Origin of the sequence: Acinetobacter lwoffii (assembly GCF_024129685.1) — a bacterium.
GTDB lineage: Bacteria > Pseudomonadota > Gammaproteobacteria > Pseudomonadales > Moraxellaceae > Acinetobacter > Acinetobacter lwoffii_X.
In genome coordinates this window covers 40,173-65,627 of the sequence record NZ_JAMXXL010000008.1, presented here as the reverse complement: position 1 = coordinate 65,627, position 25,455 = coordinate 40,173, and the positions used below count along the sequence as shown (strand labels likewise).

At 43.3% G+C, this 25,455-nt stretch carries 18 protein-coding genes; 6 read left to right on the top strand and 12 right to left on the bottom strand.

What is annotated here, in order from left to right:
• Positions 1–94 precede the first annotated feature (94 nt).
• On the top strand, positions 95–532 hold the full coding sequence (locus tag NI464_RS05750; RefSeq protein ID WP_005266396.1) for a PaaI family thioesterase: 438 nt from the start codon (positions 95–97) through the stop codon (positions 530–532).
• 119 nt (positions 533–651) lie between these two features.
• On the opposite strand, the gene NI464_RS05745 is transcribed toward NI464_RS05750, so the two are convergent.
• From NI464_RS05745 to NI464_RS05735, 3 genes are read right to left on the bottom strand one after another with little or no spacing between them, the layout of a single operon-like run.
• Positions 652–1,863: a 3-oxoadipyl-CoA thiolase gene (locus tag NI464_RS05745; protein ID WP_005266395.1), complete on the bottom strand. Its 1,212-nt coding sequence runs from the start codon at positions 1,861–1,863 to the stop codon at positions 652–654.
• A gap of 25 nt (positions 1,864–1,888) precedes the next feature.
• The gene (locus NI464_RS05740) at positions 1,889–3,409 is read right to left on the bottom strand and encodes a 3-hydroxyacyl-CoA dehydrogenase (protein WP_121979789.1); all 1,521 of its coding nucleotides are present in this window, start codon (positions 3,407–3,409) and stop codon (positions 1,889–1,891) included.
• 2 nt (positions 3,410–3,411) lie between these two features.
• Positions 3,412–4,185: an enoyl-CoA hydratase gene (locus NI464_RS05735; protein WP_121979790.1), complete on the bottom strand. Its 774-nt coding sequence runs from the start codon at positions 4,183–4,185 to the stop codon at positions 3,412–3,414.
• A 457-nt stretch (positions 4,186–4,642) separates the two neighbouring features.
• On the opposite strand from NI464_RS05735, the gene NI464_RS05730 reads away from it, so the two are divergent.
• The 3 genes from NI464_RS05730 to NI464_RS05720 all read left to right on the top strand — a co-directional run bounded on the left by NI464_RS05730 (position 4,643) and on the right by NI464_RS05720 (position 8,541).
• The gene (locus NI464_RS05730) at positions 4,643–5,941 is read left to right on the top strand and encodes an MFS transporter (RefSeq protein ID WP_253137943.1); all 1,299 of its coding nucleotides are present in this window, start codon (positions 4,643–4,645) and stop codon (positions 5,939–5,941) included.
• A 117-nt stretch (positions 5,942–6,058) separates the two neighbouring features.
• Positions 6,059–7,324 carry a DcaP family trimeric outer membrane transporter gene (locus tag NI464_RS05725; RefSeq protein ID WP_253137942.1) on the top strand — a complete coding sequence of 422 codons (1,266 nt, stop codon included), beginning with the start codon at positions 6,059–6,061 and terminating at the stop codon, positions 7,322–7,324.
• Positions 7,325–7,341: 17 nt separating this feature from the next.
• Positions 7,342–8,541, top strand: coding sequence for an MFS transporter (locus NI464_RS05720; protein WP_004646967.1), 1,200 nt, complete (start codon positions 7,342–7,344; stop codon positions 8,539–8,541).
• A gap of 172 nt (positions 8,542–8,713) precedes the next feature.
• Here NI464_RS05720 and NI464_RS05715 read toward each other — a convergent pair whose 3' ends face one another.
• The 6 genes from NI464_RS05715 to NI464_RS05690 all read right to left on the bottom strand — a co-directional run bounded on the left by NI464_RS05715 (position 8,714) and on the right by NI464_RS05690 (position 16,791).
• Entirely contained in the window at positions 8,714–11,293 is a 2,580-nt protein-coding gene (locus NI464_RS05715; RefSeq protein ID WP_016806740.1) for a bifunctional diguanylate cyclase/phosphodiesterase, read from the bottom strand.
• A 206-nt stretch (positions 11,294–11,499) separates the two neighbouring features.
• The gene (locus tag NI464_RS05710; protein WP_004646970.1) at positions 11,500–12,159 is read right to left on the bottom strand and encodes a 3-oxoacid CoA-transferase subunit B; all 660 of its coding nucleotides are present in this window, start codon (positions 12,157–12,159) and stop codon (positions 11,500–11,502) included.
• Positions 12,159–12,830, bottom strand: coding sequence for a 3-oxoacid CoA-transferase subunit A (locus NI464_RS05705; RefSeq protein WP_004730985.1), 672 nt, complete (start codon positions 12,828–12,830; stop codon positions 12,159–12,161). The genes NI464_RS05710 and NI464_RS05705 overlap by 1 nt, the downstream gene beginning before the upstream one ends.
• A 40-nt stretch (positions 12,831–12,870) precedes the next feature.
• Entirely contained in the window at positions 12,871–14,151 is a 1,281-nt protein-coding gene (locus tag NI464_RS05700) for an MFS transporter (protein ID WP_004646972.1), read from the bottom strand.
• A 254-nt stretch (positions 14,152–14,405) separates the two neighbouring features.
• Complete coding sequence (locus NI464_RS05695; RefSeq protein WP_253137941.1) at positions 14,406–15,605, bottom strand: acyl-CoA dehydrogenase; 1,200 nt, start codon at positions 15,603–15,605, stop codon at positions 14,406–14,408.
• A gap of 31 nt (positions 15,606–15,636) precedes the next feature.
• The gene (locus NI464_RS05690) at positions 15,637–16,791 is read right to left on the bottom strand and encodes an acyl-CoA dehydrogenase family protein (RefSeq protein ID WP_004730987.1); all 1,155 of its coding nucleotides are present in this window, start codon (positions 16,789–16,791) and stop codon (positions 15,637–15,639) included.
• 503 nt (positions 16,792–17,294) lie between these two features.
• Here NI464_RS05690 and NI464_RS05685 point away from each other — a divergent pair.
• Positions 17,295–18,131, top strand: coding sequence for an IclR family transcriptional regulator (locus NI464_RS05685; protein WP_004280319.1), 837 nt, complete (start codon positions 17,295–17,297; stop codon positions 18,129–18,131).
• Between the two features lie 223 nt (positions 18,132–18,354).
• Positions 18,355–20,067: an electron transfer flavoprotein-ubiquinone oxidoreductase gene (locus tag NI464_RS05680; protein WP_253137940.1), complete on the top strand. Its 1,713-nt coding sequence runs from the start codon at positions 18,355–18,357 to the stop codon at positions 20,065–20,067.
• A gap of 258 nt (positions 20,068–20,325) precedes the next feature.
• Here NI464_RS05680 and NI464_RS05675 read toward each other — a convergent pair whose 3' ends face one another.
• The 3 genes from NI464_RS05675 to betA all read right to left on the bottom strand — a co-directional run bounded on the left by NI464_RS05675 (position 20,326) and on the right by betA (position 25,446).
• On the bottom strand, positions 20,326–22,527 hold the full coding sequence (locus tag NI464_RS05675) for an OsmC domain/YcaO domain-containing protein (RefSeq protein ID WP_121980141.1): 2,202 nt from the start codon (positions 22,525–22,527) through the stop codon (positions 20,326–20,328).
• A 365-nt stretch (positions 22,528–22,892) separates the two neighbouring features.
• The gene (locus NI464_RS05670; protein ID WP_121980142.1) at positions 22,893–23,663 is read right to left on the bottom strand and encodes a TorF family putative porin; all 771 of its coding nucleotides are present in this window, start codon (positions 23,661–23,663) and stop codon (positions 22,893–22,895) included.
• Positions 23,664–23,790: 127 nt separating this feature from the next.
• Positions 23,791–25,446, bottom strand: a complete 1,656-nt coding sequence (gene betA, locus NI464_RS05665) for a choline dehydrogenase (protein WP_121980143.1) — start codon at positions 25,444–25,446, stop codon at positions 23,791–23,793.
• Between the last annotated feature and the right edge of the window lie 9 nt (positions 25,447–25,455).

The window sequence follows — 25,455 nt, the reverse complement described above, 5'->3', positions numbered from 1 at the left end:
AATATAGCATTTCGATCACTATCTGTTATATCATAATTTTAGAAAAACAGAATATTATTTCATAAGGCGAAATAAGTCATTACAAGGAGTTGATATGCCAATATCACAATTAAACGGACTTGAATATCTCACCGCAATTAAAAATGGGGAAATTCCCAGTTCAGCCATGAGTGAAATTATTCCCATGCGTCTGACCTTGGTGCGCGAAAACTATGTGGAATATGAGGTGCGTCCTGATCAGCGCCATTACAATTTACAGGGTGGTATTCATGGCGGCTTTTGTGCAACGGTTCTAGATAGTGCGACTGGCGCTGCCGTGCATACGACAGTAGATGCAGGTGTCAGTTTCTCGACCATTGACCTGAATGTGAAAATGCTGAAAGCGATGAAAAGCGGCGAAACTTATACAGCTATTGGTGAAGTCATCCGGATCGGGCGTAATGTACTGACCTCAGAAGGCCGAATTATCGATAAAGAAGGTAAAGTTTATGCCTTTGGGTCGGCAACATTATTAGTCACTGGTCGTAAGTAATCATTACACTGATGTAATCAATCCCTGTATGTGCAGGGATTTTTTTATTTTGAAAAAATCCCAATAAAAAATGCCATGCATATCATAGATACATGGCATTAAGGCGATTACTTAAGCTGTTATGCAGCTTCAGGATTTTCAATCACCATCGCCAGACCTTGACCCAGACCGATACATAAGCTGATCACGGCATATTTTTTACCAGTACGCTGTAATTGACGCGCAACAGTTAAAGCCAAACGCGCACCTGAACAGCCCAATGGATGGCCAATTGCAATGCCACCACCATTTGGGTTGACACGCGGATCATCAAAAGCCACATCCAGACCTTTCAGGCAAGATAACACCTGGCTGGCAAATGCTTCATTGATCTCGATAATGTCCATATCATCTAGCGTCAAACCTGCACGTTTTACAGCTTTCTTGATCGCTTCGATTGGACCCGCCCCCATGATGCGTGGCTCAATGCCAGCGGCTGCAGAAGACAGGATACGAGCTAAAGGTTTTAAGCCATACTGTTCCTGAACTTTTTCACTGCCGATAATCAATGCTGCAGCGCCGTCATTGATACCTGATGCATTACCCGCAGTCACCACACCACCTTCGAAAAGCGGTTTTAACTTGGATAATGCTTCAAATGTTGAAGATGGACGTGGATGTTCATCTTCAGTCACTAATTTAGGCGGTAATTTACGTCCTTGTGAAACTTCAATCGGCGTAATTTCACCGTCAAAGAAACCTGCTTCTTTTGCAGCTTGATATTTCGCTTGTGATGCAGCAGCAAAAGTATCTGCCTGTTCACGCGTAATACCAAACTCTTCAGCAACGTTATCACCTGTTTCTGGCATGCTGTGCGCGCCAAACTGGTCGGTGAATTTACGGTTTGGGAAACGTGTACCAATCGTAGTGTCATAGATTTTGGCATCACGTGAATATGCACTTTCAGCTTTACCCATTACAAACGGTGCACGCGTCATACTTTCTACACCACCTGCAATATACAGCTCGCCTTCACCTGCAGTAATAGCACGTGCTGAATCAATTACAGCACCCAGACCTGAAGCACAAAGACGGTTTACAGTTTGACCTGGAACGGTCACTGGCATACCTGCAAGCAGTGCAGCAAAACGAGCCACATTACGGCTGTCTTCACCAGCCTGATTCGTACTACCAAAGATCACATCTTCTACGTCCGCTGCTGGAATACCGGTTTTTTCTAGCAGATTTTTAATGACTGTTGCTGCCAGATCATCTGGACGTACACTTGCCAGACTTCCGGCATGGCGACCGATTGGTGAACGTAAACCATCATAAATATATGCATTTAACATGAGTGTTATTCCTTTAACTTTTTAATTAATGTGTAGTATGAACAAGAGGTAAACCGAGCTGAACGCGGCGGCGCAACCAAGGACTTGGACGGTAACGCTGGTCACGTGTAATCGCAGTCATGCGGTCTAAAATCTTCAGAATTTTTTCCGCACCCAGTACATCGCCCCATTCAATTGGGCCGTATGGATAACCAAGGCCTAATTTCACGGCAACGTTGATGTCTTCTACGGTTGCAACACCTTGCTGGGCAATATCACAGCCGAGATTCACGATCATTGCCAAAGCACGTTGCGCTACAAAGCCGACGCTTTCCTGAATTGTGCTTGCAGTCACGCCATCCAGATTGAAAATAGATTGTGCTGCATTTACCAGTTCAGCTTTGGTCACAAACGTTGGCATTAAAGTACGGTGTTTATTTAAGCCGTAAAGCAGATCAATACAGACTACTTGCTGCGGAGACACCTGATAGCGGACTGCGGCTGAAGTTGCATCTTCACCATAAGTCGCAATCAGAATTAAAGCATCTGCTGAAGGTGCGTCAGTTTGCTCGATCTGGATGTTGAACTGCTGCAGATATTGCTCAAGCGCCTGAAGGTCTTCGCTATATTCTGTGCCTAGCCAAACCGATGGATATTGATCCAGCTTTTCAACCAGTGTTGGAGCTACATCACCTACTTTGCTCCCTGAGGTATAAGCGTAAAAACCTTTACCAGTTTTACGGCCTAGCTGTTTAGCAATAAAACGCTGGCGGGTAATCACGCTTGGGCGGTAACGCGCTTCTTCATAATATTGATGATAAATCGATTCACTCACCGGATGCGAGACATCCATACCGGTCAGATCACCTAATTCAAACGGCCCCATCTTGAAACCGATTCCGTCACGGTAGATCCTGTCAATATCATAAAATGGTGTGACATTTTCATTCAGAATTGCATAGGCTTCGCTACCAAAGGCACGGCCGGCATGGTTAATGATAAACCCTGGAGTATCTTTAGCTTTGACCGGACGATGACCCATTTTAATCGAGAGCTGGGTTAATGCTTCAATAATGTCAGCACGGGTATTAAAGCCTTCAATCACTTCGACCACTTTCATGAGTGGGACCGGATTAAAGAAGTGATAACCGGCAACACGTTCTGGCTGCTCACAGTTGGCAGCGATTGCACTGATCGACAATGAAGAGGTATTAGATGCCAGAATCGCCTCTGGTTTTATCATTCCTTCCAGTTGCTGCATCAGTTTTTGCTTGATTTCCAGATTTTCAATAATCGCTTCAACAATCAAGTCACAATCTTTCAGGTCTTCTAGCTGCTGGGCAGTCGACAGATGAGCAATATCTTCAGCGGCTTTTTCATGGCTGAATTTACCTTTATCTGCCAAGGTATTTAATGTTTTGGCCAGTTTATCCTGTGCCTGTTCGGCTGCCCCTTCTTTGGCATCAAACAGTACCACATCATGACCAGACTGAATCGCGATCTGGGCAATACCTGCACCCATCGTGCCTACACCAATAATACCGATTTTCTGAATCTGAATACTCATGCTTATCGTCCCTGATAATTCGGTTTACGTTTTTCAATAAAGGCCTGCATGCCTTCTTTTTGATCTTCGGATGAGAATAGCATCTGGAAAGACTTACGTTCCAGGGTAAGTCCGGCATTAAGCGGCACATCTTCAGCCAATAAAGCCACTTCTTTGATTTGCTCTAGAGCAATTGGCGGCATTTTCGCTAGGCCTTCCGCCATCTTGATAGCTGTAGCAAGGGTTTCACTGTCTTCAGTCACCTGGGACACCAGACCAATTTGATAGGCTTCCGGTGCAGGCACCAGACAACCCGTCATGATCATTCGCATGGCATGAAATTTGCCCACTGCACGGAATAAACGCTGGGTACCACCTGCACCCGGCATAACACCCACTTTCACTTCAGGCTGACCAAACTGGGCACTTTTCCCGGCAATAATAATGTCCGCATGCATGGCCAGTTCACAGCCACCGCCAAGTGCATAACCATTGACTGCTGCAATCACCGGTTTTGAACACTGTGCAATCGCCTGCCAGTAACGTTCAGTCCGACGTTGCATCATTTGAATGGTTTCAGCATTGGCCAGTTCTTTAAGATCGGCTCCTGCTGCGAAATCTGTTTCACCACCCGTAAGAATAATGGCACGGACATTTTCATCATCATTCAGTTGCAAAAAAGCCGCCGCAAGTTTCTGACGCACTTCTGTATTCAGGGCATTTTTCGCTTCTGGTCGATGAATTTTAACCATCGCTACATGAGTTGAAATTTGTTCTATTTGAACGACCTGTTCCATTAAAAAACTCCATTTATTTTGTATAGCGAAATTTTATTTTATATAAAACTAAGGTTTCTCAAGCTATAAATCAAGGATTTTTAACTCCAGAATTCAAAAAAGTTATTTTTTACTAAAAATAGAGTAAAAACTCTTGTTTAGATGGTTATTTTGTGATTAATTGATTTCGCAATACGGAATTAAATATTTTAAATGCAATCTGATTATCCATTTAAATGAATAATCACCATAAGGCAGAACTTAAAATTAATTTACGAAATCAAATTTTCCAGCAATGAGATGATTTTGATTTAGCGTAATAAAGTGAAAAATCGAATGTAGCCTGATAATAAATACAGCGGCTGTAGCGTTCAGGAGCAAGTCTGTTAAATCAGGAAAACTATGTTTCCGTGAGGAAGAAAAATGGATTTAGCGGTAGCAGAGGAAATGCTACTTTTAATATATAGAGGATATAAGAATGACAAGCGATACCATCGTAACAGGAGACAATAAAACCGATGTCTCCTCCACGGATACCATCAAACAGGCGCCAAAACGTCTATGGATGACGGCTTTTGTCTTTGCTTTTCTGATTTTGCTCTGTGACGGTGCAGATATCGGGATTCTGGCTTTCAGCCTGACCAGTCTGAAAGCTGAATGGGGACTAACTTCTGTACAGGCGGGTGCTTTAGGAAGTTATTCTCTTTTGGGTATGGGGATAGGAGGTTTTATTGGTGGATGGGCATGCGACAAATTTGGACGTGTCCGCGTCATTGTACTGGCCACCATCGCCTTCTCGATCTTGTCAGCCTACTCAGGTTTTGCTCAGTCTTATACTGAATTTGCAATTTTACGTACTCTTTCTTGCTTGGGTTTAGGCTGTTTATATATTGCCTGTAATACCCTGATGTCAGAATACGTACCGACCAAATACCGTACTACTGTACTGGCAACATTGATGACTGGTTTCACTTTAGGTTCATTGGTGATTACCATGATTTCAGGCTGGATTATTCCTGAGTTCGGCTGGCGTATGCTGTACTGGATCACAATTGCTCCATTAGCTTTGGGTATCCTGATGCACTTTATGGTGCCAGAGCCAGAATCATGGAAACGTGTCCGTGAAATGAAAAGAACTGGTCAGATCGTGGATAACGATGCGAAAAAAGGCAATCCATATATCACCATTCTTAAAGACAAAACCCATGGCAGAATGTTTATCTTATGGTCATTCAGCTCCGGTTTCCTGTTATTTGGTTACTTCGGTGTAAGTAACTGGTTGCCAAGTTATCTTGAAGCTGAATTAGGCATCAAGTTTAAAGAAATGGCACTGTATATGGTGGGCACATTCATCACCATGATTTTTGCCAAAATCATTGCAGGTTATGTTGCTGATAAAATTGGTCGCCGTATTGTGTTTGCTTTCGGCACCATGGGAACAGCGCTATTTATCCCTGTCGTGGTGTATATGCATAATGCCGATAACATTGGCGTACTGATGCTAATCTTCGGCTTTCTGTACGGTATTCCATATGCCATCAATGCAACCTATCTAACCGAAAGTTTCCCGACTGGTGTTCGTGGTACAGCGGTGGGCGGAGCATTCAATATTGGTCGTATCGGTGCCATTTTTGCCCCGATTACCATCGGCTATCTGGCCATGCATGGCTCAATTGGAACTGGCTTGATGGTGATGGGCGCAGCCTACTTCCTCTGCGGTTTAATTCCAGCCCTATTTATTAAAGACCGTTTATACGATCCGCAAAAAGCAGAATAAACCTTACTTCGGAAGGCAGGTCAAATTTCTGCCTTCCTCACTTCGAATATTTACAACACGTCAGTATAGAAAGGTCTCCTTTCATTCAGGATTAAAAGTTTCTTCAGGGATTAAGAAATGAAAAAATTAGTTTTAGCGACATTATGTGGTATTGCTTCAACACAGGCATTTTCAGCAGAAGCTTCTGAAGACCGGATGCAGTTTCTAGAATCGCAATTGAAGCAAATTCAAGCTGAACTCGAACAACAAAAAGCAGCACAACTTGCGTTAAAGAACCAACAGGAGCAAGTCAAAGCCCAGGATGCCAAGACTTTAGGCTCATTGGTAGACAATGTCGATGTCTATGGCTTAATCCGTCTGGATGGCGCAGTCGATTTTAAGAGCACTCCTAAAGAACGTGGTCGTACCATTAACCATATCAATAAAGTGCCTTTTACTGAACCTGATTCAACCCGTTCAGATTTTACCGCAGCAGCCAGCCGAATTGGTTTCCTGGCGAAAGACCTAGGGGGCAATCCAAACGTTTCCGCTCGTTTAGAAGCTGATTTCTGGACCAATAATGGTAAAGGCGATGGCGGATTACGTATTCGTCATGCACATTTAAAATATTATAACTGGACTTTCGGTCAGGCCTGGTCACTCATGTCTACACCAGAAATTAGCACTGAAGCTGTCGACTACAGCTTGTTCCTGGGTGGATCAGTCCTACGTACGCCTCAGGTAAGCTATGCTTTCAAACTTGATCCAGAAAATACCTGGAATATCGGTCTGGAATATATGGCCGGTGGCGATCGTTCTTCTGCTTTTCCTGCATTAACCACCAAATATGTTCATCAATCAGGCCCTCTTCATTTATTAGCTCAAGGCTTTGTCAATCAAAAGCAAGCGCAAACAGATACAGGTGATATCGAGAAAGTTGGCTGGGGTGTAGGTCTTGGTGGACGTTATCATCTCGATGACCGAAACTCGATTCAAGGTAACTATTTCCATATGGTCGGTGATCAGCGTATTGCAGCTTTCTTGACTCAAGGTTCAACAACCGATGGTGCTGCCTGGGGTGGCGATTATTCAGTCGATCCAATCAATAATGAACTTTTACTGAATGAGTTCAATAGTATAAATATTGGCTTCACACATAAATTTACGCCAAAACTACGGAGTAGTATTAATGCCAGCGTGGTTGATTTTGATGATTCTAGCGATTATGCCAAAGCCAATCCTGAAACCAATAAGCGCTTAACCGACTATGTGGCCAACGTGATCTACTCTCCTGTTCCAAAGATTAACCTCGGTGCAGAATATCATCATGGCAAGCGTGAAACCTTTGACAACAAGGAAGCAGATATTTCACGTATCAACCTCTCTGCTAACTATAGTTTTTAAAGCCTCAGGAGACAAGGATGTCAGCCCAAGGGCAAATTTCACGCCGTTTCATGTTCATGATGGCAATGACCTGCGCACTCTGCGCAGGTTGTAATTATTTTAACCAGCCTTTGATTTATTCTATTGCAGAGGATCTGCAGATCAGTGTAGCCCAATCTGGCTGGACTGTAGTGCTGACCCAAATTGGCTATGCCACCGGGTTATTTTTGTTTGTCCCTCTCGGGGATTTGTTCGAAAAACGGTTGTACATCTGCAGCTTGATGTTCTGTACCGGACTGGCGCTTATTGGGCTTTCAGCCAGTACCAATCTGCATATGTTGTATGGTTTTACCCTGCTCGCCTCTTTTTGTTCGATCACCACCCAGATTCTGATTCCTTTTGCCGCCAGCCTGTCGCAACGTGATAAAAGTGCAGAAGTCGTTGGCCTGCTCATGAGTGGTGTTCTGGTGGGTATTCTGTTTGCCCGTACTGTGGCCGGACTGATTTCTACTTTATGGTCGTGGCATGCGGTATACCTATTTAGTGGTTGTGCAATTCTTCTGCTAAGTCTGGCCATGTGGTTCCAGTTGCCGAGTGCCAAGAGCCAGTTGCAGATGAATATATTGCAAATTTATCGCTCACTATTTACCTTTGCCCGAACAGAACCCATGCTGATCCGGCGTAGTATGATCGGAGGTTTGGGTTTTGGCATGCTGAGTATTATCTTTACTACCATGACTTTTATTCTGGCTGAAGCACCGTATCATTTTAATGATTTCCAGATTGGTCTCATGGGTATTGTGGGTGTGGTCGGCATCTGGTCCTCTCAGTGGACCGGTAAAATGATTGGCAGACATCGGGAAAAATGGATTGCGCATCTGGCCACCTGCGGACTGATTCTGGCCTGGATTCCCTTATTCTTTGCCCAGAATTATTTATGGATTTATATCCTGGGCCTAATTCTGGCTTATTTCGGAATTTCCTGTTTGCATGTCTTGAACCAGAATCTGGTCTATCGAATTTCAATGCAGGCTCGCTCGCGGATTAATGCCATCTATATGACCTGTTATTTTTCAGGTGCCGGTCTGGGGGCATTTTTATCGCTGCATTTATGGAAAAGCTATGGCTGGTCTGCCTGTGTCATTTTAGGTTTTATTTTTGCCGTGTTGATCTTTTTGATTAACTATTATGATTTAAACCAAGAAAGAAATTTAGCCAATATTCAGCCTGAGCCTTAGATACTGTTAAAAACCTTTGGGGTTAAAAGCTTATTTTTTTATCCCGCTTTCTGTACCGAGCATAAATTATAGAGATGATACGCTGATAAAATAGAAAAATTCTTTAAGCCTGTTTAACGTTTCCTTTCTATCTGAAGAGCGGTTGAAAATATTGATATCTTAACTTTTAGAGTTAATTCAATTTACTATTTTCCATTGCGAGATAAACAGGCTTCAATTCAGTTAAAGGTGCAGGTTTTGCATAAAAGAAGCCTTGTAGCAGATCACAACCCTGTTGATAGAGTAAACTGGCTTGACTTACGGTTTCGACCCCTTCCGCGACAACTTCCAGATCCAGCTGATGGGCTAGATGAATAATCGATTGCACAATTGCAGCATCCTGACCATCGAGGGTCAGCTCTTCAATAAAACTACGGTCTAACTTGATTTGATTAATCGGCAAGCGACGCAGATAACTGAGACTCGAATAACCTGTGCCAAAGTCATCAATGGCGACCTGTACACCTAAAGCACGCACTGCTTTCAAAATTTCTATGGTTCGATCTGCACCATTAATGATGACACCTTCCGTGATTTCAATTTTAAGTAATTCCGGCGGTAATTGACTGAGTTCAAGTGCATGTTCAAGCACCTGCAAAAAGCCTGCTCTACGGAATTGCAAAGGAGAAATATTCACCGATACCGTGATCTGGCTATTGTGTGTCTTGTTCCACTCGGCAATATCTAAACAGGCCTTTTCCAATACCCATTGACCTACACTAATAATTTGCCCAGTTCTTTCTGCAAGTGGAATAAAAATCGCTGGGGAAATATAACCCTGCTGTGGATGGCACCAACGGATTAAAGCTTCTACACCTGTTACCAGTCCAGTTTCAGGATGAACCAGCGGCTGATAGAACAGGTCAAAATTTTCTTGATTGATCGCTTCCATGAGTTCCAGACGCAGATTGGTATAGTCTATTTCTGCGACAGGCTGCATTCTGGTTTTTTCATACCACTGCCACATATTACGACCTTGTCTTTTGGCTTCCTGCATCGCCAAAACAGACTGGTAGATCAATTCAGAAGAATGATGGATCGAACTGTCATCTGCCACAATACCAATACTGGCACTTAAATGTATTTTGTACTGATCAACAATAAACAGCATGGAAAGAAGATCAAGAATTTCTCCGGCGATCGCCTCGACTTCAGTATGCTCATCTGTCCCTGAGAGCAGCAAAATAAATTCATCTTCAGCGAAGCGGCATAGCACATTATTGCCTTGAACAAATTTTTGCAGCCGCTCGCCTACAATTTTGAGAATCTGGTCACCCACCAGATGACCTAAGCTGTCATTGATATTTTTAAAATCATCCAGATCTATATACAGCAAGACTAAAGGTTGTGAGCTCTCGTGCTGTGCTTCAAAAATATTTTCCAGAATCTGTTTGAATGCATACTGGTTCGGTAAACCGGTTAAATGGTCATGGGTATGCTGATGCTGAATATATTCTTCGTGAATACGTTGCTGGGTAATATCTTCCTGAATCCCCAAAAAATGGGTGCAGGTTCCTGTCTGGTCAAAAATAGGACCTATAGTTAAACGATTCCAGAACCAGCTACCATCTTTACAGTAACTTTTTATAGTCACCTGAATTTCTTTTTGTTCTTTGACCGCTTGCTTGAGTAATGCAATCTGATCCGGATCAGTATCTGGACCCTGTAAGAAAAAACAGCTTTGTCCTAATACTTCTGCTGCTGTATAACCGGTGAGCTTTAGAAAAGCCGGATTTACATACACCATTAGCCTTTCTTCAGAGACATCGGTAATAAAAAGACTATTCGGACTGGCCTCTACCCCCCGTTTTAATAATCGTAGAGACTCCTTGTTTTCACGCGATACAGTAATATCTCGGGCAATGCCAATAATACCGGTGACTTTCTGATTTTGAATAATCGGTAAATTGGTCAGATCCAGCCACAAGATATCGCCTGCAACATTATAAATTGGAAGTTCATAATGTTGAGATTTACCTTGCGCCGCTTCTGAAAATGAAACGTTAGCAAGTTCATGGAATTCGGGCGGTATGAAGGCACAATAGTGCTGACCATGAATTTGCGCTTTAGAAAAACCTGTAATTTCTTCGCAAGCAATATTGGTATTAAGCACATGTCCCTGTAGGTCAAGTTCAAAAATAATATCTGGATGATAGGTATAAAATGAGCTGTATTTTTCATTAAGCTCATGTCTTTTTTGGCGTTCCTGATCAAGCTCAATTGCCAGAGCAACTAATTTTGCCGCTTGTTGTAAAAGCTGAATATGATGCTCAGTCGGTATTTTTGGTGTTCGATAATAGGTAGCAAACGTTCCGTACAGAATATCTGAAGCATTAATAATCGGCATAGACCAGCAGCTAGACAATTTTTCTGCATTTACCAAAGCACGATAAGGCTGCCAGTTTGGGTCTTTCATTAAATTCGGACTAATAACCAACTGACGTAAGAAAGCAGCTACGCCACACGATCCTTGATTTGGCCCAATTTTCAAATCTTGAATAGCATTACAGTACTCTTTTGAGAAGTGTTGTTTACCACTTATGATATTTAAAGTTTGTGTGTCATCCTTATAGAGCATAATGGTGACAAGCGCATCTGGAATACGCGATTCAAGCCACTGGCTAATGACATCGAGGATAGGTTTAAGTTCAGTATGGCGACCAATCAAATTAAAAATATGAAAAATTTCTTGATCATCACAATTATTATTCATTCAGACTATCACCTTCCTTAGCTTGTTAACATTTTAGACTTATTATTCAAATAATCATTAGCAAAAGTTTGTATTTATATCTTTAAAATGCGGAAATATGGTCAATATTACGTGTATTTGATAATAATTCTAAAATTTAAAAATCACAGCCGAAGCTGTGATCTAAAACTATACTTTTACTCAATCAGAATATTGCGGACTTATTTTTAGGCTGCTTGTTGACGACTGTCCACTAATTTACAGCCAGTCTGCCGTTGCAATTCTTCAAAACTTAAACCATCCACTATTTCAATAACCTGAGCCTGGTTGTCTTTTAATTCAATCACACAGAGATCGGTATAAATACGGTTGACACAATGTTTACCTGTTAGAGGATAAGTCAGTTCTTCAACAATTTTTGCTTCACCGTTTTTAGTCACATGTTCCATGCAAACATAAACACAGCGAGCACCCACCGCCAGATCCATCGCACCGCCTACAGCAGGTACAGCATCAGCATTACCGGTATGCCAGTTCGCCAAATCACCATTAATAGCCACCTGGAAAGCCCCCATGATACAGATATCCAGATGCCCGCCTCGCATGATATCGAAAGAGTCGGCAGAATTCATAAAACTGCCACCTTGCAACATGCTTACGAGTTCTTTGCCGGCGTTAATCAGATCATCATCTGCCTGTTCAGGATCACTCAATGCAGCAAAACCTAAAACGCCATTTTCCGAGTGTAGAATTACTCCTTGTTCAGGTTTTAAATAACCTGCTACGCGTGTCGGTAAACCAATACCCAAATTTACAAAAGAGCCGGTTGGAATGTCTTGTGCAACTTTAGCTACAATCTGTTCACGACTACGTTTTTGAATATTCATTATTTAATATCTCCAACCTTGACCACATGCTGTACAAAAATTCCTGGCGTTACAATGATCTCTGGATCAAGTTCTCCCAGTTCCACAACTTGATGGACTTGTGCAATGGTGGTTTTTGCTGCTTTGGCCATGATCGGACCAAAATTCCGTGCTGCCTTACGGTAGGTCAAGTTGCCCCACTGATCTGCCTGATTGGCATAAACCAAGGCATAATCAGCATGTATCGGATATTCCAGCACATAATCTTTTCCATTGATATTACGGGTTTCTTTACCCTCAGCTATTTTGGTACCAAAACCGGTTGGAGTAAAAACAGCTCCTAAGCCTGCACCGGCTGCCTGAATACGGCAGGCCAGATTGCCTTGTGGCACCAGTTCCAGCTCAACTTTTCCGGCTTTATACAGATCTTCAAAGACGGTTGAGTTATTGGCCCGTGGAAATGAACAGATCATTTTTTTAACCAGTCCAGACAACAGCAGATTGGTTAGACCACGATCTCCAGAAGCTGCATTGTTGTTAATAATGGTTAAGTCTCTAGGACCAAAGTCAATTAATGCTTCGATTAATTCTACCGGCTGACCTGCCAGGCCAAAACCACTGGTCATAATGTGTGCACCATCAGGAATTTGCTTAAGTACCGTCTCGATATCCTGCGTGATTTTATTCATCATATTGCTTCCTAGCATGTTCTATCTATATTACGAGTGCAGATTAATCTGCCTTTTGTGGATCAAATAAGCGGTCTTTAATAAAGAAAGCGGGTATCAGGCCGCAAAGAAAATAGGCAATGCCCATAATCAGTAAGCCGGTACCAATTGAGCCTCCTTGAGCAAAATAGCCAATGGTAAGAGGTGCAAACACCGCACCCAGTCGGCCTACGTTATATGCCCCACCCACTGCTGTTCCACGCACTTTGGTGGAGAAGCTTTCTGTCATGTAAGTCGCATTAATACCGTATGGAATACCATAGAGAAAACCGAAAAATAACATCAGCCAGAGGATATTATCCGGCGTATTACCAAAGACAATCACAGGGATAAAAATTGCAGTACCCATAGTGCCGAAAGCAAATACCGCACGACGGCCAATCCGGTCAGCGATAAAACCAGCAATAACTTTGGTACACATCATGATCAGGAAAGTCCCGATCATATACATGGTCATTTCTTTAAACTTGATTCCCAGATCAGTCTCTAAATACGCCGGTAGCCAGTTGCTGACTCCATAATATCCAAACTGTAAAAATGCGGTACTGAAGGACCAGAGGATAAACATGCGACGGCTAAGTGCATCTTCAAAAATCATTTTAAAAGTATTTTTTGGTTTTTCCTGCAGAATACCACTGGCTTTTGCATCCAGGCGTGCTTTACGCGCATCTAACCAAGCTTTCGGCTCAGGCACCAAGAAGTACATCGCGAAGGCCAGTACAATTGGAATAATGGCAATATAATAGAGGTATCGCCAGCCAAATTCAGGCAATAGCCATCCAGCCAGAACAGTTGCGACCACCGAGCCTAAAGTCCAGCCAGTCATAAGCGTTGCCAATACTGTAGAGCGATATTTGGTGGGTACATACTCTGCCATGAGTGTGTTACAGGCAATATATAGAGCACCTAGTCCAATCGCAGACGTAAAGCGCAGCCATTTGAACTGATCATAACTTTCTACGAATCCTAACCAGAAGGTTAATGAAGAAAATAATGCAATGGCAATGACGATCACACGAACCCGGCCAAAACGGTCACAAGCCCAGCCACCAAAAAAACCGCCGATAGCCATGCCTGCAAGCGTCCAGCTCCCTAAGGCACCGGCCTGCATATTACTTAATGAAAACTCTTGTTTCAGACTGGTCAGACTGTAGGCTAATAACGCAATATCAGCACCATCAACCAATAATGCTAAAAATGAGAAAATAAAGGCCAGAATCCAGACTCTTTGCTTGGGTTCGTTTCCACCTTCCACTGGGTGTTGTTGTGAACTGATCGTATCCATAATGCTCTTTCTACTTTTCGGCACTCCTGTGCCTTTTTAAAACGCATATTTCACTTAATTATTTAGGTGAAATATAGAATATTCGCTGATCATTACCACGCTTTAGCAAGGTGGTATAAAATGATTTTCAAAGTTCTTGATAAATTTTCTCTGCAGAAATCACGTAGCAATACATTGAATGATGTGATTAAGCACAATTCTTAAACCCGTAAAACAATCTAGCCAGCAATGCTGGCTAGAAGTTGATGTCAGGTTTAGTTGCAAAAGGCTGCAATTCCGGTTTGTGCACGACCTAAAATCAGGGCATGTACATCATGGGTACCTTCATAGGTATTTACCACTTCCAGATTAACCAGATGACGGGCTACACCGAATTCATCGCTAATGCCATTTCCACCCATCATGTCACGGGCCAAACGGGCAATATCCAGTGCCTTGCCGCAGTTGTTGCGCTTGATCAGTGATGTACCTTCAACTGAAGCAATGCCTTCATCCTTCATGCGGCCAAAACGTAAAGCCACCTGCAAACCGAGTGCAATTTCAGTTTGCATATCTGCCAGTTTCTTCTGGATCAGCTGATTCGCAGCGAGTGGTCGACCAAACTGTTTACGGTCCATGGTGTATTGATGTGCGGTATGCCAGCAGAACTCTGCAGCTCCCATGGCACCCCAGGCAATCCCGTAACGTGCACTATTCAAGCAGGTAAAAGGCCCTTTTAAACCGCGAACTTCCGGAAATGCATTTTCTTCTGGAACAAAGACGTTATCCATTACAATTTCACCGGTGATTGAGGCACGTAGACCCACCTTGCCGTGAATCGTTGGAGCAGAAAGCCCTTCCCAGCCTTTTTCTAAAATAAAGCCACGAATGTCACCGATATTACCTTCGGCAGAAACTTCTTTGGCCCAAACTACAAATACATCGGCAATCGGACTATTGGTAATCCACATTTTTGCGCCAGTTAAACGGTAACCACCCTCGACTTTTTTAGCACGGCTAATCATGCTGCCCGGATCCGAACCATGATCCGGCTCGGTCAAGCCGAAGCAACCAATATATTTACCGGTTGCTAATTTTGGTAAATACTTCTGCTTTTGCTCTTCAGAACCAAATTCATTAATGGGTACCATCACCAGAGAGCTTTGTACGCTGGCCATTGAACGGTAACCTGAATCGACACGTTCAACTTCACGAGCAATCAGACCATAACTGACATAATTTAAACCTGCACCGCCGTACTGTTCCGGAATGGTTGGACCGAGTAAACCCAGTTCTCCCATTTCACGGAAAATAGCCGGATCGGTTTTTTCATGACGGAACTGTTCCAGTACACGCGGCATCAGTTTGTCTTGACAGTACGCTGCCGCTGCATCGCGAATCATGCGCTCTTCTGATGTCAGTTGCTGTTCTATTAAAAACGGGTCTTGCCAATCAAATCTAATTTTTGTCGTCATTTTAATATTTCCTTATTTTAAAATTATGAGATTAGGCGGTTGCTTGTTTAATCATTTCACGCGCAATAATAATTTGCTGGATTTGTGTGGTTCCTTCATATAAACGGAACAGACGCACATCACGGTAGAAACGTTCAATTGAATATTCACTGATATAACCCGCTCCACCATGAATCTGCAAACAGCGATCAGCAACTCGACCACACATTTCAGTTGCAAACATTTTGGCACAAGAGGCTTCAGTCGTAACATTTTGGCCAGCATCACGTAGACGCGCAGCATCCAGCACCATACATTTGGCTGCATAAATCTCGGCTTTGGAGTCTGCCAACATACCTTGGATTAGCTGGAAATTCGCAATGGGCTGGCCAAACTGTTTGCGTTCCACTGCATAGTTAAGTGCATCTTCCAGCATACGCTCTGCCATGCCGACGCTATAACCGGCAATGTGCAGACGGCCCTTATCTAGAACGCGCATTGCTGTTTTGAAGCCAATCCCTTCTACACCGCCAATCAGCTGATCTTTATGCACTTTACAGTTATCAAAAATTACATCACAGGTATAGGAACCATGTTGGCCCATTTTCTTGTCAATTTTACCTAGGCTTAAACCAAGTGTGCCTGCTTCGACTAGAAATGCTGAAATACCGCTCGCACCTTTAATCTCTTGATTGGTACGTGCCATCACGGTAAATGTCGTGGCACGTGGTGCATTGGTGATAAAGCGTTTAGTTCCGTTTAAAATATAATAATCGCCGTCTTTGACTGCACTGGTTTTTAAAGCAGCAGCGTCTGAGCCGGAATCCGGTTCGGTCAAACAGAATGAACCAATAATTTCGCCCGTTGCATAACGCGGTAAATATTTCTGTTTTTGTTCTTCTGTACCGTCGATAATGATGCCACTTGAGCCAATGCCGTTGTTAGTACCAATTAAAGAGCGGAATGCAGCTGATGTATGACCTAACTCCATCGCGACCAGAATTTCTTCTTCCATGGTAATGCCTAAACCACCATATTCTTCAGGAATTGTCAGGCCAAATAAACCTAACTCTTTCATCTGTTCCACAATATGTTCAGGAATGGCGTTGTTCTCTTCTACTTCATGCTCAAGAGGCACCAGTTCATTTTTTACAAAATCGCGAATCGTTGACAGAAGTTGGTCTAGCATTTCCGGATCACGAATCATATGAATCTCCATGGATATGATTTAGGTAAATTCCTTTACCCTTATTTTTGTTTCGTATTACGAAATAAATAATCATATAAAATCGTTTTGAGCAAGTGAAATTATTAAAAATTCTATTTTTTAAACAAAAAATGAAATTTTTCTGGTATTCCAGTTAATTTATGTTTAAGATTTAATTTCACGATACGAAATATTTTGATGAATAATTGTCTTATTTATCAGTTTTTTTGAATAGATAATTAAACCTTTTTTTCTTGCTGTAATACTTATCGATCACTGACTCTTTCGGAGAAATCGAAACTTCTTAAATGTGTTGGCTACGTATTAAACCTAATAACTAGATGATTTTATGTTGTCTTTAAACTTGAGTAACAAAATTCTTTCCGACCACAAATAATTTCGGCACTTTTTCCTATATTTTATCTTTTGTAGAAGTGTTTTATTTTGTATCGTGAAATTATGTTGCTATCATATTCATTAATTTAACTTTAATTGCCCTGACCATGACAAAAAATAAAACTGGTGAAATTCCCAACTTTGATGAAATCCGTTTAGATCCGATTTCACATATTCATAGAGAAAATAATCCTCAATTTATTGCGTCTATTGCGCGTGGATTGGAAATCTTGCGTTGCTTTTCAGCGACCAATCAATTGCTTGGCAATCAGGAAATTGCACAATTAACCAACTTGCCCAAGCCAACTGTAGCCCGTATTACCAGCACACTGGTTTCTTTAGGTTATTTAAAACAACTGCCGAATACCACGAAATATCTGCTGGATGTTGGGGTATTGGCTTTAGGCTATGCAGCTTTGAGTAATATTTCTGCACGTACTCAGGCTTATCCGTTTATGGAAGAAATGTCACGCTATTCCCAAGCCCCCGTGGCAATGGCTACCCGTGACCGTTTGAGTATGATTTATCTGGAAGTAGTACATACAGAATCGACGCTGACCATGCGCCGCCCGGTCGGTTCGACTTTACCAATTCATAGCAGTGCCATGGGACGTGCCTGTCTGGCAGCGATGGATGTAAAAGAACGCGAATATTTATTTGATGCCATCAAGAAAAGAAACGAAGATCAGTGGCCAACCATCAAGCGTAATCTGGAACGTGCAATCCGTGATTATCAGGATTATGGCTACTGTCTCTCTCTAGGTGACTGGGCAAAAGATGTGAATTCCGTGGCAGTTCCACTGGTTCATCCCAAACATGGAATTTTAACATTTAACTGTGGTGCTCCAAGTTATCTGTTAAATCAGGAAAAACTGGAAAATGAAATTGGACCGCGTCTGATTCACATGGTGAACAATATTGCGATGAATCTCAATAACATATAAAAAATTAATCATCAGAGCGACATTAAGTCGCTCTTTTTTTGAATACCCAATCTACACATCTTCTTCCTTTATCCAGAATTCTCAGCAAACCTTTTTAATGCTGCGAAATAGATAAGATTTAAAAAAGATAAATTCCTATTCCAAATAAAAAGATCAAAAATAAGCTTCATAACCGATTTAGATAATGCTATAAATATCGTATAGCGAAATTGGATTTTATATTATGGAAGATATAACAAGAGAATCGATGGAGTTTGACGTCGTCATCGTAGGCGCAGGCCCTGCGGGTCTTTCTGCTGCCATCAAAATCCGTCAGCTTGCAATTGAAAACAACTTAAACGATTTGTCCGTTTGTGTCGTAGAAAAAGGCTCCGAAGTCGGTGCACATATTCTGTCTGGTGCTGTACTTGAACCACGAGCTATGAACGAGTTGTTCCCGGACTGGAAAGAACAAGGTGCCCCGCTGAATGTCCCGGTGACTGAAGATAAAACCTTCTTCCTGCTGTCAGATGAAAAATCACAGGAAGCACCGCACTGGATGGTGCCTAAAACCATGCATAACGATGGCAACTATGTCATCTCGCTCGGCAACGTGGTGCGCTGGTTAGGCCAGAAAGCCGAAGAACTCGAAGTATCGATCTTCCCGGGCTTTGCGGCATCAGAAATTCTGTATCATGCCGATGACACAGTCAAAGGCATCCAAACCGGTGACATGGGCATTGGTAAAGATGGCGAGCCGACGCATAACTTTACCCCGGGTTATGAACTGCATGCCAAATACACCATCTTTGCTGAAGGCTGTCGTGGTCACCTCGGTAAACGTCTGATCCAGAAGTTCAACCTGGATAAGGACGCTGATCCGCAGCACTACGGTATCGGCATTAAAGAGCTTTGGGAAATCGATCCTGCCAAGCACAAACCGGGTCTGGTCATGCATGGTGCCGGCTGGCCGCTTTCTGAAACTGGTTCTTCAGGCGGATGGTGGCTCTACCACGCCGAGAACAATCAGGTGACCCTGGGCATGATCGTGGATCTTTCTTACACTAACCCGCATATGTATCCGTTCATGGAAATGCAGCGCTGGAAAACCCATCCTTTAATCAAGCAATATCTGGAAGGTGGTAAGCGTATTTCCTATGGTGCGCGTGCCGTGACCAAAGGTGGCTTTAACTCACTACCAAAATTCACTTTCCCAGGTGGCTCGTTAATTGGTGATGATGCAGGCTTCCTGAACTTTGCCAAGATCAAGGGTTCTCATACGGCGATGAAATCCGGCATGCTCTGCGGTGAAGCGGTATTTGAGGCGATTGCTGCTGGTGTCGAAAAAGGCGGTGATCTGGCGGTGGCGCGTGTGGCAGAGGGCGAAGATTTCTTTGTCAAGGAACTGACCGCGTATACCGACAAGTTCAACAACAGCTGGCTGAAAGAAGAGCTATATAACTCGCGTAACTTTGGCCCGGCAATGCACAAGTTCGGTCAATGGATCGGTGGCGCGTTTAACTTCATCGATCAGAACGTGTTTAAAGTGCCATTTACCCTGCACGATCTGGTTCAGGATCATGCTGCGTTGAAAACCCAGGCGGCTGAAAGCTTCAAGCCAAACTATCCAAAACCGGATGGCAAGCTGACCTTTGACCGTCTGTCTTCAGTGTTTGTATCGAATACGGTCCATGAAGAAAACCAGCCAGCGCATTTAAAACTCACCGATGCCTCTATTCCGGTGGAAGTCAACCTGCCGACATGGGACGAGCCTGCACAGCGTTACTGCCCGGCGGGAGTCTATGAAATTATGGAAAATAATGACGGTTCCAAGCGTTTCCAGATCAATGCAGCCAACTGTGTGCACTGCAAGACCTGTGACATCAAGGATCCGTCACAGAACATCACCTGGGTGACACCGGAAGGTGGTGGTGGTCCGAATTACCCGAATATGTAAGGTAATTCCTGTGAAGGAGAAAAATACATCTATTTCTCACATTCACATACCCAATCTTGAAGCAGTTAGTATTAACACTTCACTTTAATTTTTTAGGTAATCCCAGTTCCCTCGGGAGCTGGAATTAATAAGCTAGAATAGAAATAATAGAAAAGATTGCATATAGGGTCAGAGATAAAAATGGCCTATTCGAAACCGAGTAAGCCATCTTTAAGATTTAAAACAAATAACGAAAACTTTTAGTCATTCATCTATGGATTATTGCTGAGCCACAAACTTTGCACGCGCCGCATGCAGTTTCTTGTAACTGTCAATCAGGCGTAAATGACGGTCCAGTCCTTCAAGCTGCATATTGGTTTCGGTCAAACCATAGAAACGAACTGTGCCTTCGATTGAACCTAGAACGGCATCCATACGGGCATCACCAAACATACGGCGGAAGTTGTGCTCATAATCATCCAGTTCCATTTCATCATCCAGAATGACTTCCAGAACGACATTCATGCACTGGTAGAACAGGCCACGTTCAACGGTATTGGTATTGAACTGCAGGAACTGCTCAACCAGATCTTTGGCTTCTTCAAATTGCTGCAAAGCCACATAAATCAGCAGTTTCAGTTCCAGAATAGTGAGTTGGCCCCATTCAGTATTTTCATCGAACTCGATACCGATCAAGGTTTTGATTTCGGTATAGTCATCCTCATCTGCTTCTTCCAGACGCTCAACCAATGCTTGCAGTTGTTCATCATCCAGACGGTGCAGATTCAGGATATCTTCACGATATAACAAAGCCTTGTTGGTATTGTCCCAAACCAGATCTTCTACCAGATAAATTTCCGAATAGCCCGGTACCAGAATACGGCAAGCTGTTGCACCTAGATGCTGATACACCGCCATATAAACTTCATGGCCCATGTCTTCCAGAATCGTGAATAATTCCTGAGCTTCGTCCGCATTCGAATTTTGACCGTTATTAGTGAAATCCCACTCGACAAAATCATAATCTGATTTCGCGCTGAAGAAACGCCAAGACACTACACCGCTCGAGTCGATGAAATGCTCGACGAAGTTATTTGGTTCAGTCACGGCATTACTGCTAAAGGTTGGTTTTGGCAGATCATTCAGACCTTCAAAACTACGGCCTTGCAATAACTCAGTCAGACTGCGTTCCAAAGCCACTTCAAAGTTTGGATGGGCACCAAATGAGGCAAATACACCGCCGGTACGTGGGTTCATCAAGGTGACACACATGACCGGGAACTGACCGCCTAAAGATGCATCTTTGACCAGAACCGGGAAGCCCTGTTCTTCTAGGCCTTTAATGCCTTCAACAATTTTTGGATATTTTGCCAGAACATGTTCAGGCACATCCGGTAGTGCCAGTTCACCTTCCAGAATTTCGCGTTTTACCGCACGCTCAAAAATTTCAGACAGACATTGTACTTGCGCTTCAGCCAAGGTATTCCCGGCGCTCATCCCGTTACTTAAGTAAAGGTTTTCGATTAGATTTGATGGGAAATAAACGGTTTCACCATCAGACTGACGTACAAATGGCAATGAACAGATACCGCGAGCCTTGTTCCCCGAATTAGTATCATAAAGATGGGTACCCAATAACTCATCTTCTGGATCATAAATTTCACGGGTATGTTCATCTAAAACTTCTGCTGGCAACTCGCCATTTGGACCTGGCTGGAACCATTTTTCATCCGGATAATGCACAAATTCTGCATTGGCAATATCTTCACCCCAGAACTGGTCATTATAGAAGAAGTTACAGTTCAGACGCTCAATAAATTCACCCAAAGCAGATGCCAGCGCACTTTCTTTGGTTGAGCCCTTACCATTGGTAAAACACATTGGCGACTGCGCATCACGGATATGCAATGACCACACATTCGGCACGATATTACGCCAAGACGCGATTTCAATCTTCATGCCAAGGCCTGCCAGAATTGCAGACATATTGGCAATGGTTTCTTCCAGCGGAAGGTCTTTACCCGGAATAAAAGTCGTATGATCAGAAGCCAGACTTGGCATTAACAAGGCTTGAGCATCTGCATCGATACTTTCCACTTCTTCAATGACAAATTCAGGACCGGTTTGAATTACTTTCTTGACGGTACAACGGTCGATCGAACGTAAAATTCCTTGGCGATCTTTTTCAGAAATATCAGCCGGCAGCTCCACCTGAATTTTAAAAATCTGTTTATAGCGGTTTTCAGGATCAACAATATTATTTTGCGAAAGGCGGATATTATCAGTCGGAATATCACGTGCTGCACAATATACTTTGACAAAGTAAGCTGCACAAAGCGCCGATGAGGCCAGAAAATAATCGAATGGGCCGGGAGCGGAACCATCGCCTTTATAGCGAATCGGTTGATCGGCAATTACCGTGAAGTCATCAAATTTGGCTTCTTGGCGGAGATTGTCGAGATAATTGACCTTGATTTCCATGTGGACACCTAAATGTTCTTATGTGCCACATGGACAGATAAGATGCTGAATCTGAATGTACAAGCCGAATTACGCAGGAGAACTTGACTTAAAAATGAATCAGGGTAATGACGTAGCCATGCTGCTACGGCGAACCCTTTAAGGATGGGCGCTATTATAGAGTCATTTGATGAAATTGATAACGTTTGTGAGTTTTTCCGGCATATTTCTCGTAAATGACGCAAACAAAAACAGGATATATTCAGTTTTTATAACCTGTTTTGCTGCATTGCTTCTTCTATTGCTTTGGTGAGCTTTAGCTGAGATTTTTGATCCGGTCAAATTTCGGATAAAACACCTCAGTCAAGACCATACAACTGAACTAATTAAAAATCATAACTTAAACCAAATAAAGCCAGATTGCGCTGCTTTTCACCATAGCGATCATAACCTCCCAGCAGATATTCGCCTGACACACTTAATTGAGGCAAGATGGCATAACTGAGTCCGGCAGAGGCATAACGAAAGGCAAACTGCTTTTCGGTATCGCCCAGTTCACCACCCTCATATTTGCCTTCATCGTTAAAATAGCTCCCTGCTGCTGTAATGCTGGCATTCAGGCGATCATTCAACTGGTGGCTCAGGTTAAGCGTATAAAAAGTATCGCCCTGATTGGCATAAGCCACATCATACAGATAGGTCGATACGCTGGCGCCGATACTGGTCTGATCATTCAATGTACGACTTACATTTAAACCCAGCTCATTTCCAGTGGTGTTCTCACCGCCCGGATAATAATAGGTTGCGTTCCATAGATCCCAATCATAATTTTCGCTGCTATGGGTATAACCCAGCAGAAAGTTATGCTCGAATTTGTCTGAACGATGTCCCTGACGCCCCTGCACTTCTGCATAAGAGTATCCAAGCGTAGATCCCCAATATCCGACATAAAAATTACCATAAGCCAGATTCAATGCAGCCTGTACAGCAACATCATCATTTTCAGGCGCATTGGTCAAACCGCGGGAGACGTATTTGGAGACCACACTCAAGTTTCCGCTTGCTTCTATTTGTTTTACTTCCGCACCATCGGCATAACAGTAAAAACTTGAAACAGCAGCACAGCCAAACAGCACTGTTTGATTGAATATTTTCATAAAATATAAATGTATTAAGTAAAGCGGAGATAAAACCGAAAGCAGTCGAGGTTTTATCTCCGCTTTGGGACAAAATTGAAATTCGCTTTACTCCTGCTTTGCTAGGCGGCAGGAATAAAACCATAATTTAAGCGCGAGGCGCCTTGTAAAAAGGTGCAGATGAAGGCGCAAGAGCAGGTTTGCCACGAATATGGTCTGCCAGTTTTTCAGCGATCATAATCGTAGTTGCATTGAGGTTACCGGTAATGATCAAAGGCATAATCGAGGCGTCAATCACACGCAACCCCTGCATTCCATGTACGCGTCCATAACCATCGACAACCGCCATGTCATCCTCACCCATTTTACAGCTACAGGACGGATGATACGCTGTTTCTGCATGATTACGAACAAATTCATCAATTTCTGCATCAGTTTGCAGATTTTTGCCCGGACTGATTTCTTCACCACGATAGGGATCCAGGGCGGGCTGATGCATAATTTCACGGGTAATACGGATGGCATCACGGAATTCGCGCCAGTCCTGTTCAGTACTCATATAGTTGAACAGAATACTTGGATGTTCAAACGGATCTTTGGATTTCAGGCGAACCCGACCACGAGATGGTGAACGCATGGAACCGACATGAGCCTGGAAGCCGTGTTCATGAATAGCATTGGTCCCATTATAGTTAATCGCCACTGGCAGGAAGTGATACTGGATGTTTGGCCATTCAAACTCATCCGAAGAACGGATAAAGCCACCCGCTTCAAACTGGTTGCTGGCACCAATGCCTTTACCCAGGAATAACCATTCTGCGCCAATCATGGGCTGGTTATACCATTTTAATGCTGGGTATAAGCTGACCGGTTTTTTGCACTTATATTGTAAGTACATTTCCAGATGGTCTTGCAGGTTTTCACCCACACCCGGCAGGTCCTGAACCACCGGAATATCCAGACTTTTTAACAGTTCGGCCGGACCTACACCGGAGCGTTGCAGGATTTGCGGCGAGGCAATTGCACCTGCACATAGCAATACTTCACGGTCTGCAAAGACCTGAATCGGCTGTAAGGTATTTTGTCCTTCAAAATATTCCACACCAATCGCCTGATTACGATTAAACAGAATACGGTTGGTCATGGCGTGGGTAATAATCGTGAGATTATCCCGGCCTTTGGCTATATCGAGATAACCACGTGCTGTACTGGAACGACGGCCTTGCGGCGTTACAGTACGGTCCATCGGCCCAAAACCTTCCTGCTGATAGCCATTCAGGTCATCAGTACGTGGATAACCGGCTTGAACCCCAGCTTCGACCATGGCATGAAACAGCTCATTATTACCATTCTTAGGCGTTGCGACTGAAACCGGGCCTGAATCGCCATGATAGTCATTGCCGCCAATATCGCGGGTTTCAGCTTTTTTGTAATAGGGTAGACACTGCGCATAGTTCCAGTGTTCCAGACCTTTAAGGCTGGCCCACTGTTCCAGATCCATAGCATTACCACGGATATAGCACATGCCATTAATCAGTGAAGATCCGCCCAGACCTTTACCACGGCCGCATTCCATACGGCGATTGTTCATGTGGGGTTCTGGATCGGTCAGATAGGCCCAGTTATAACGGCGTCCTTGTAAAGGATAAGCTAAAGCAGCCGGCATCTGGGTTCTAAAATCCAGACGATAGTCCGGGCCACCTGCCTCAAGTAATAGCACCTTAGTATCTGGATCTTCAGTTAAACGCGCTGCCAGAACATTACCCGCAGAGCCCGCACCGATAATAATATAGTCGTAATTCATCAAATCCCC

What these genes read in the sequence shown, in the direction of transcription:
- NI464_RS05750 (WP_005266396.1), top strand. Translation starts at nt 95, where the DNA reads ATGCCAATATCACAATTAAACGGACTTGAATATCTCACCGCAATTAAA.
- NI464_RS05745 (WP_005266395.1), bottom strand. Translation starts at nt 1,863, where the DNA reads ATGTTAAATGCATATATTTATGATGGTTTACGTTCACCAATCGGTCGC.
- NI464_RS05740 (WP_121979789.1), bottom strand. Translation starts at nt 3,409, where the DNA reads ATGAGTATTCAGATTCAGAAAATCGGTATTATTGGTGTAGGCACGATG.
- NI464_RS05735 (WP_121979790.1), bottom strand. Translation starts at nt 4,185, where the DNA reads ATGGAACAGGTCGTTCAAATAGAACAAATTTCAACTCATGTAGCGATG.
- NI464_RS05730 (WP_253137943.1), top strand. Translation starts at nt 4,643, where the DNA reads ATGACAAGCGATACCATCGTAACAGGAGACAATAAAACCGATGTCTCC.
- NI464_RS05725 (WP_253137942.1), top strand. Translation starts at nt 6,059, where the DNA reads ATGAAAAAATTAGTTTTAGCGACATTATGTGGTATTGCTTCAACACAG.
- NI464_RS05720 (WP_004646967.1), top strand. Translation starts at nt 7,342, where the DNA reads ATGTCAGCCCAAGGGCAAATTTCACGCCGTTTCATGTTCATGATGGCA.
- NI464_RS05715 (WP_016806740.1), bottom strand. Translation starts at nt 11,293, where the DNA reads ATGAATAATAATTGTGATGATCAAGAAATTTTTCATATTTTTAATTTG.
- NI464_RS05710 (WP_004646970.1), bottom strand. Translation starts at nt 12,159, where the DNA reads ATGAATATTCAAAAACGTAGTCGTGAACAGATTGTAGCTAAAGTTGCA.
- NI464_RS05705 (WP_004730985.1), bottom strand. Translation starts at nt 12,830, where the DNA reads ATGATGAATAAAATCACGCAGGATATCGAGACGGTACTTAAGCAAATT.
- NI464_RS05700 (WP_004646972.1), bottom strand. Translation starts at nt 14,151, where the DNA reads ATGGATACGATCAGTTCACAACAACACCCAGTGGAAGGTGGAAACGAA.
- NI464_RS05695 (WP_253137941.1), bottom strand. Translation starts at nt 15,605, where the DNA reads ATGACGACAAAAATTAGATTTGATTGGCAAGACCCGTTTTTAATAGAA.
- NI464_RS05690 (WP_004730987.1), bottom strand. Translation starts at nt 16,791, where the DNA reads ATGATTCGTGATCCGGAAATGCTAGACCAACTTCTGTCAACGATTCGC.
- NI464_RS05685 (WP_004280319.1), top strand. Translation starts at nt 17,295, where the DNA reads ATGACAAAAAATAAAACTGGTGAAATTCCCAACTTTGATGAAATCCGT.
- NI464_RS05680 (WP_253137940.1), top strand. Translation starts at nt 18,355, where the DNA reads ATGGAAGATATAACAAGAGAATCGATGGAGTTTGACGTCGTCATCGTA.
- NI464_RS05675 (WP_121980141.1), bottom strand. Translation starts at nt 22,527, where the DNA reads ATGGAAATCAAGGTCAATTATCTCGACAATCTCCGCCAAGAAGCCAAA.
- NI464_RS05670 (WP_121980142.1), bottom strand. Translation starts at nt 23,663, where the DNA reads ATGAAAATATTCAATCAAACAGTGCTGTTTGGCTGTGCTGCTGTTTCA.
- betA (WP_121980143.1), bottom strand. Translation starts at nt 25,446, where the DNA reads ATGAATTACGACTATATTATTATCGGTGCGGGCTCTGCGGGTAATGTT.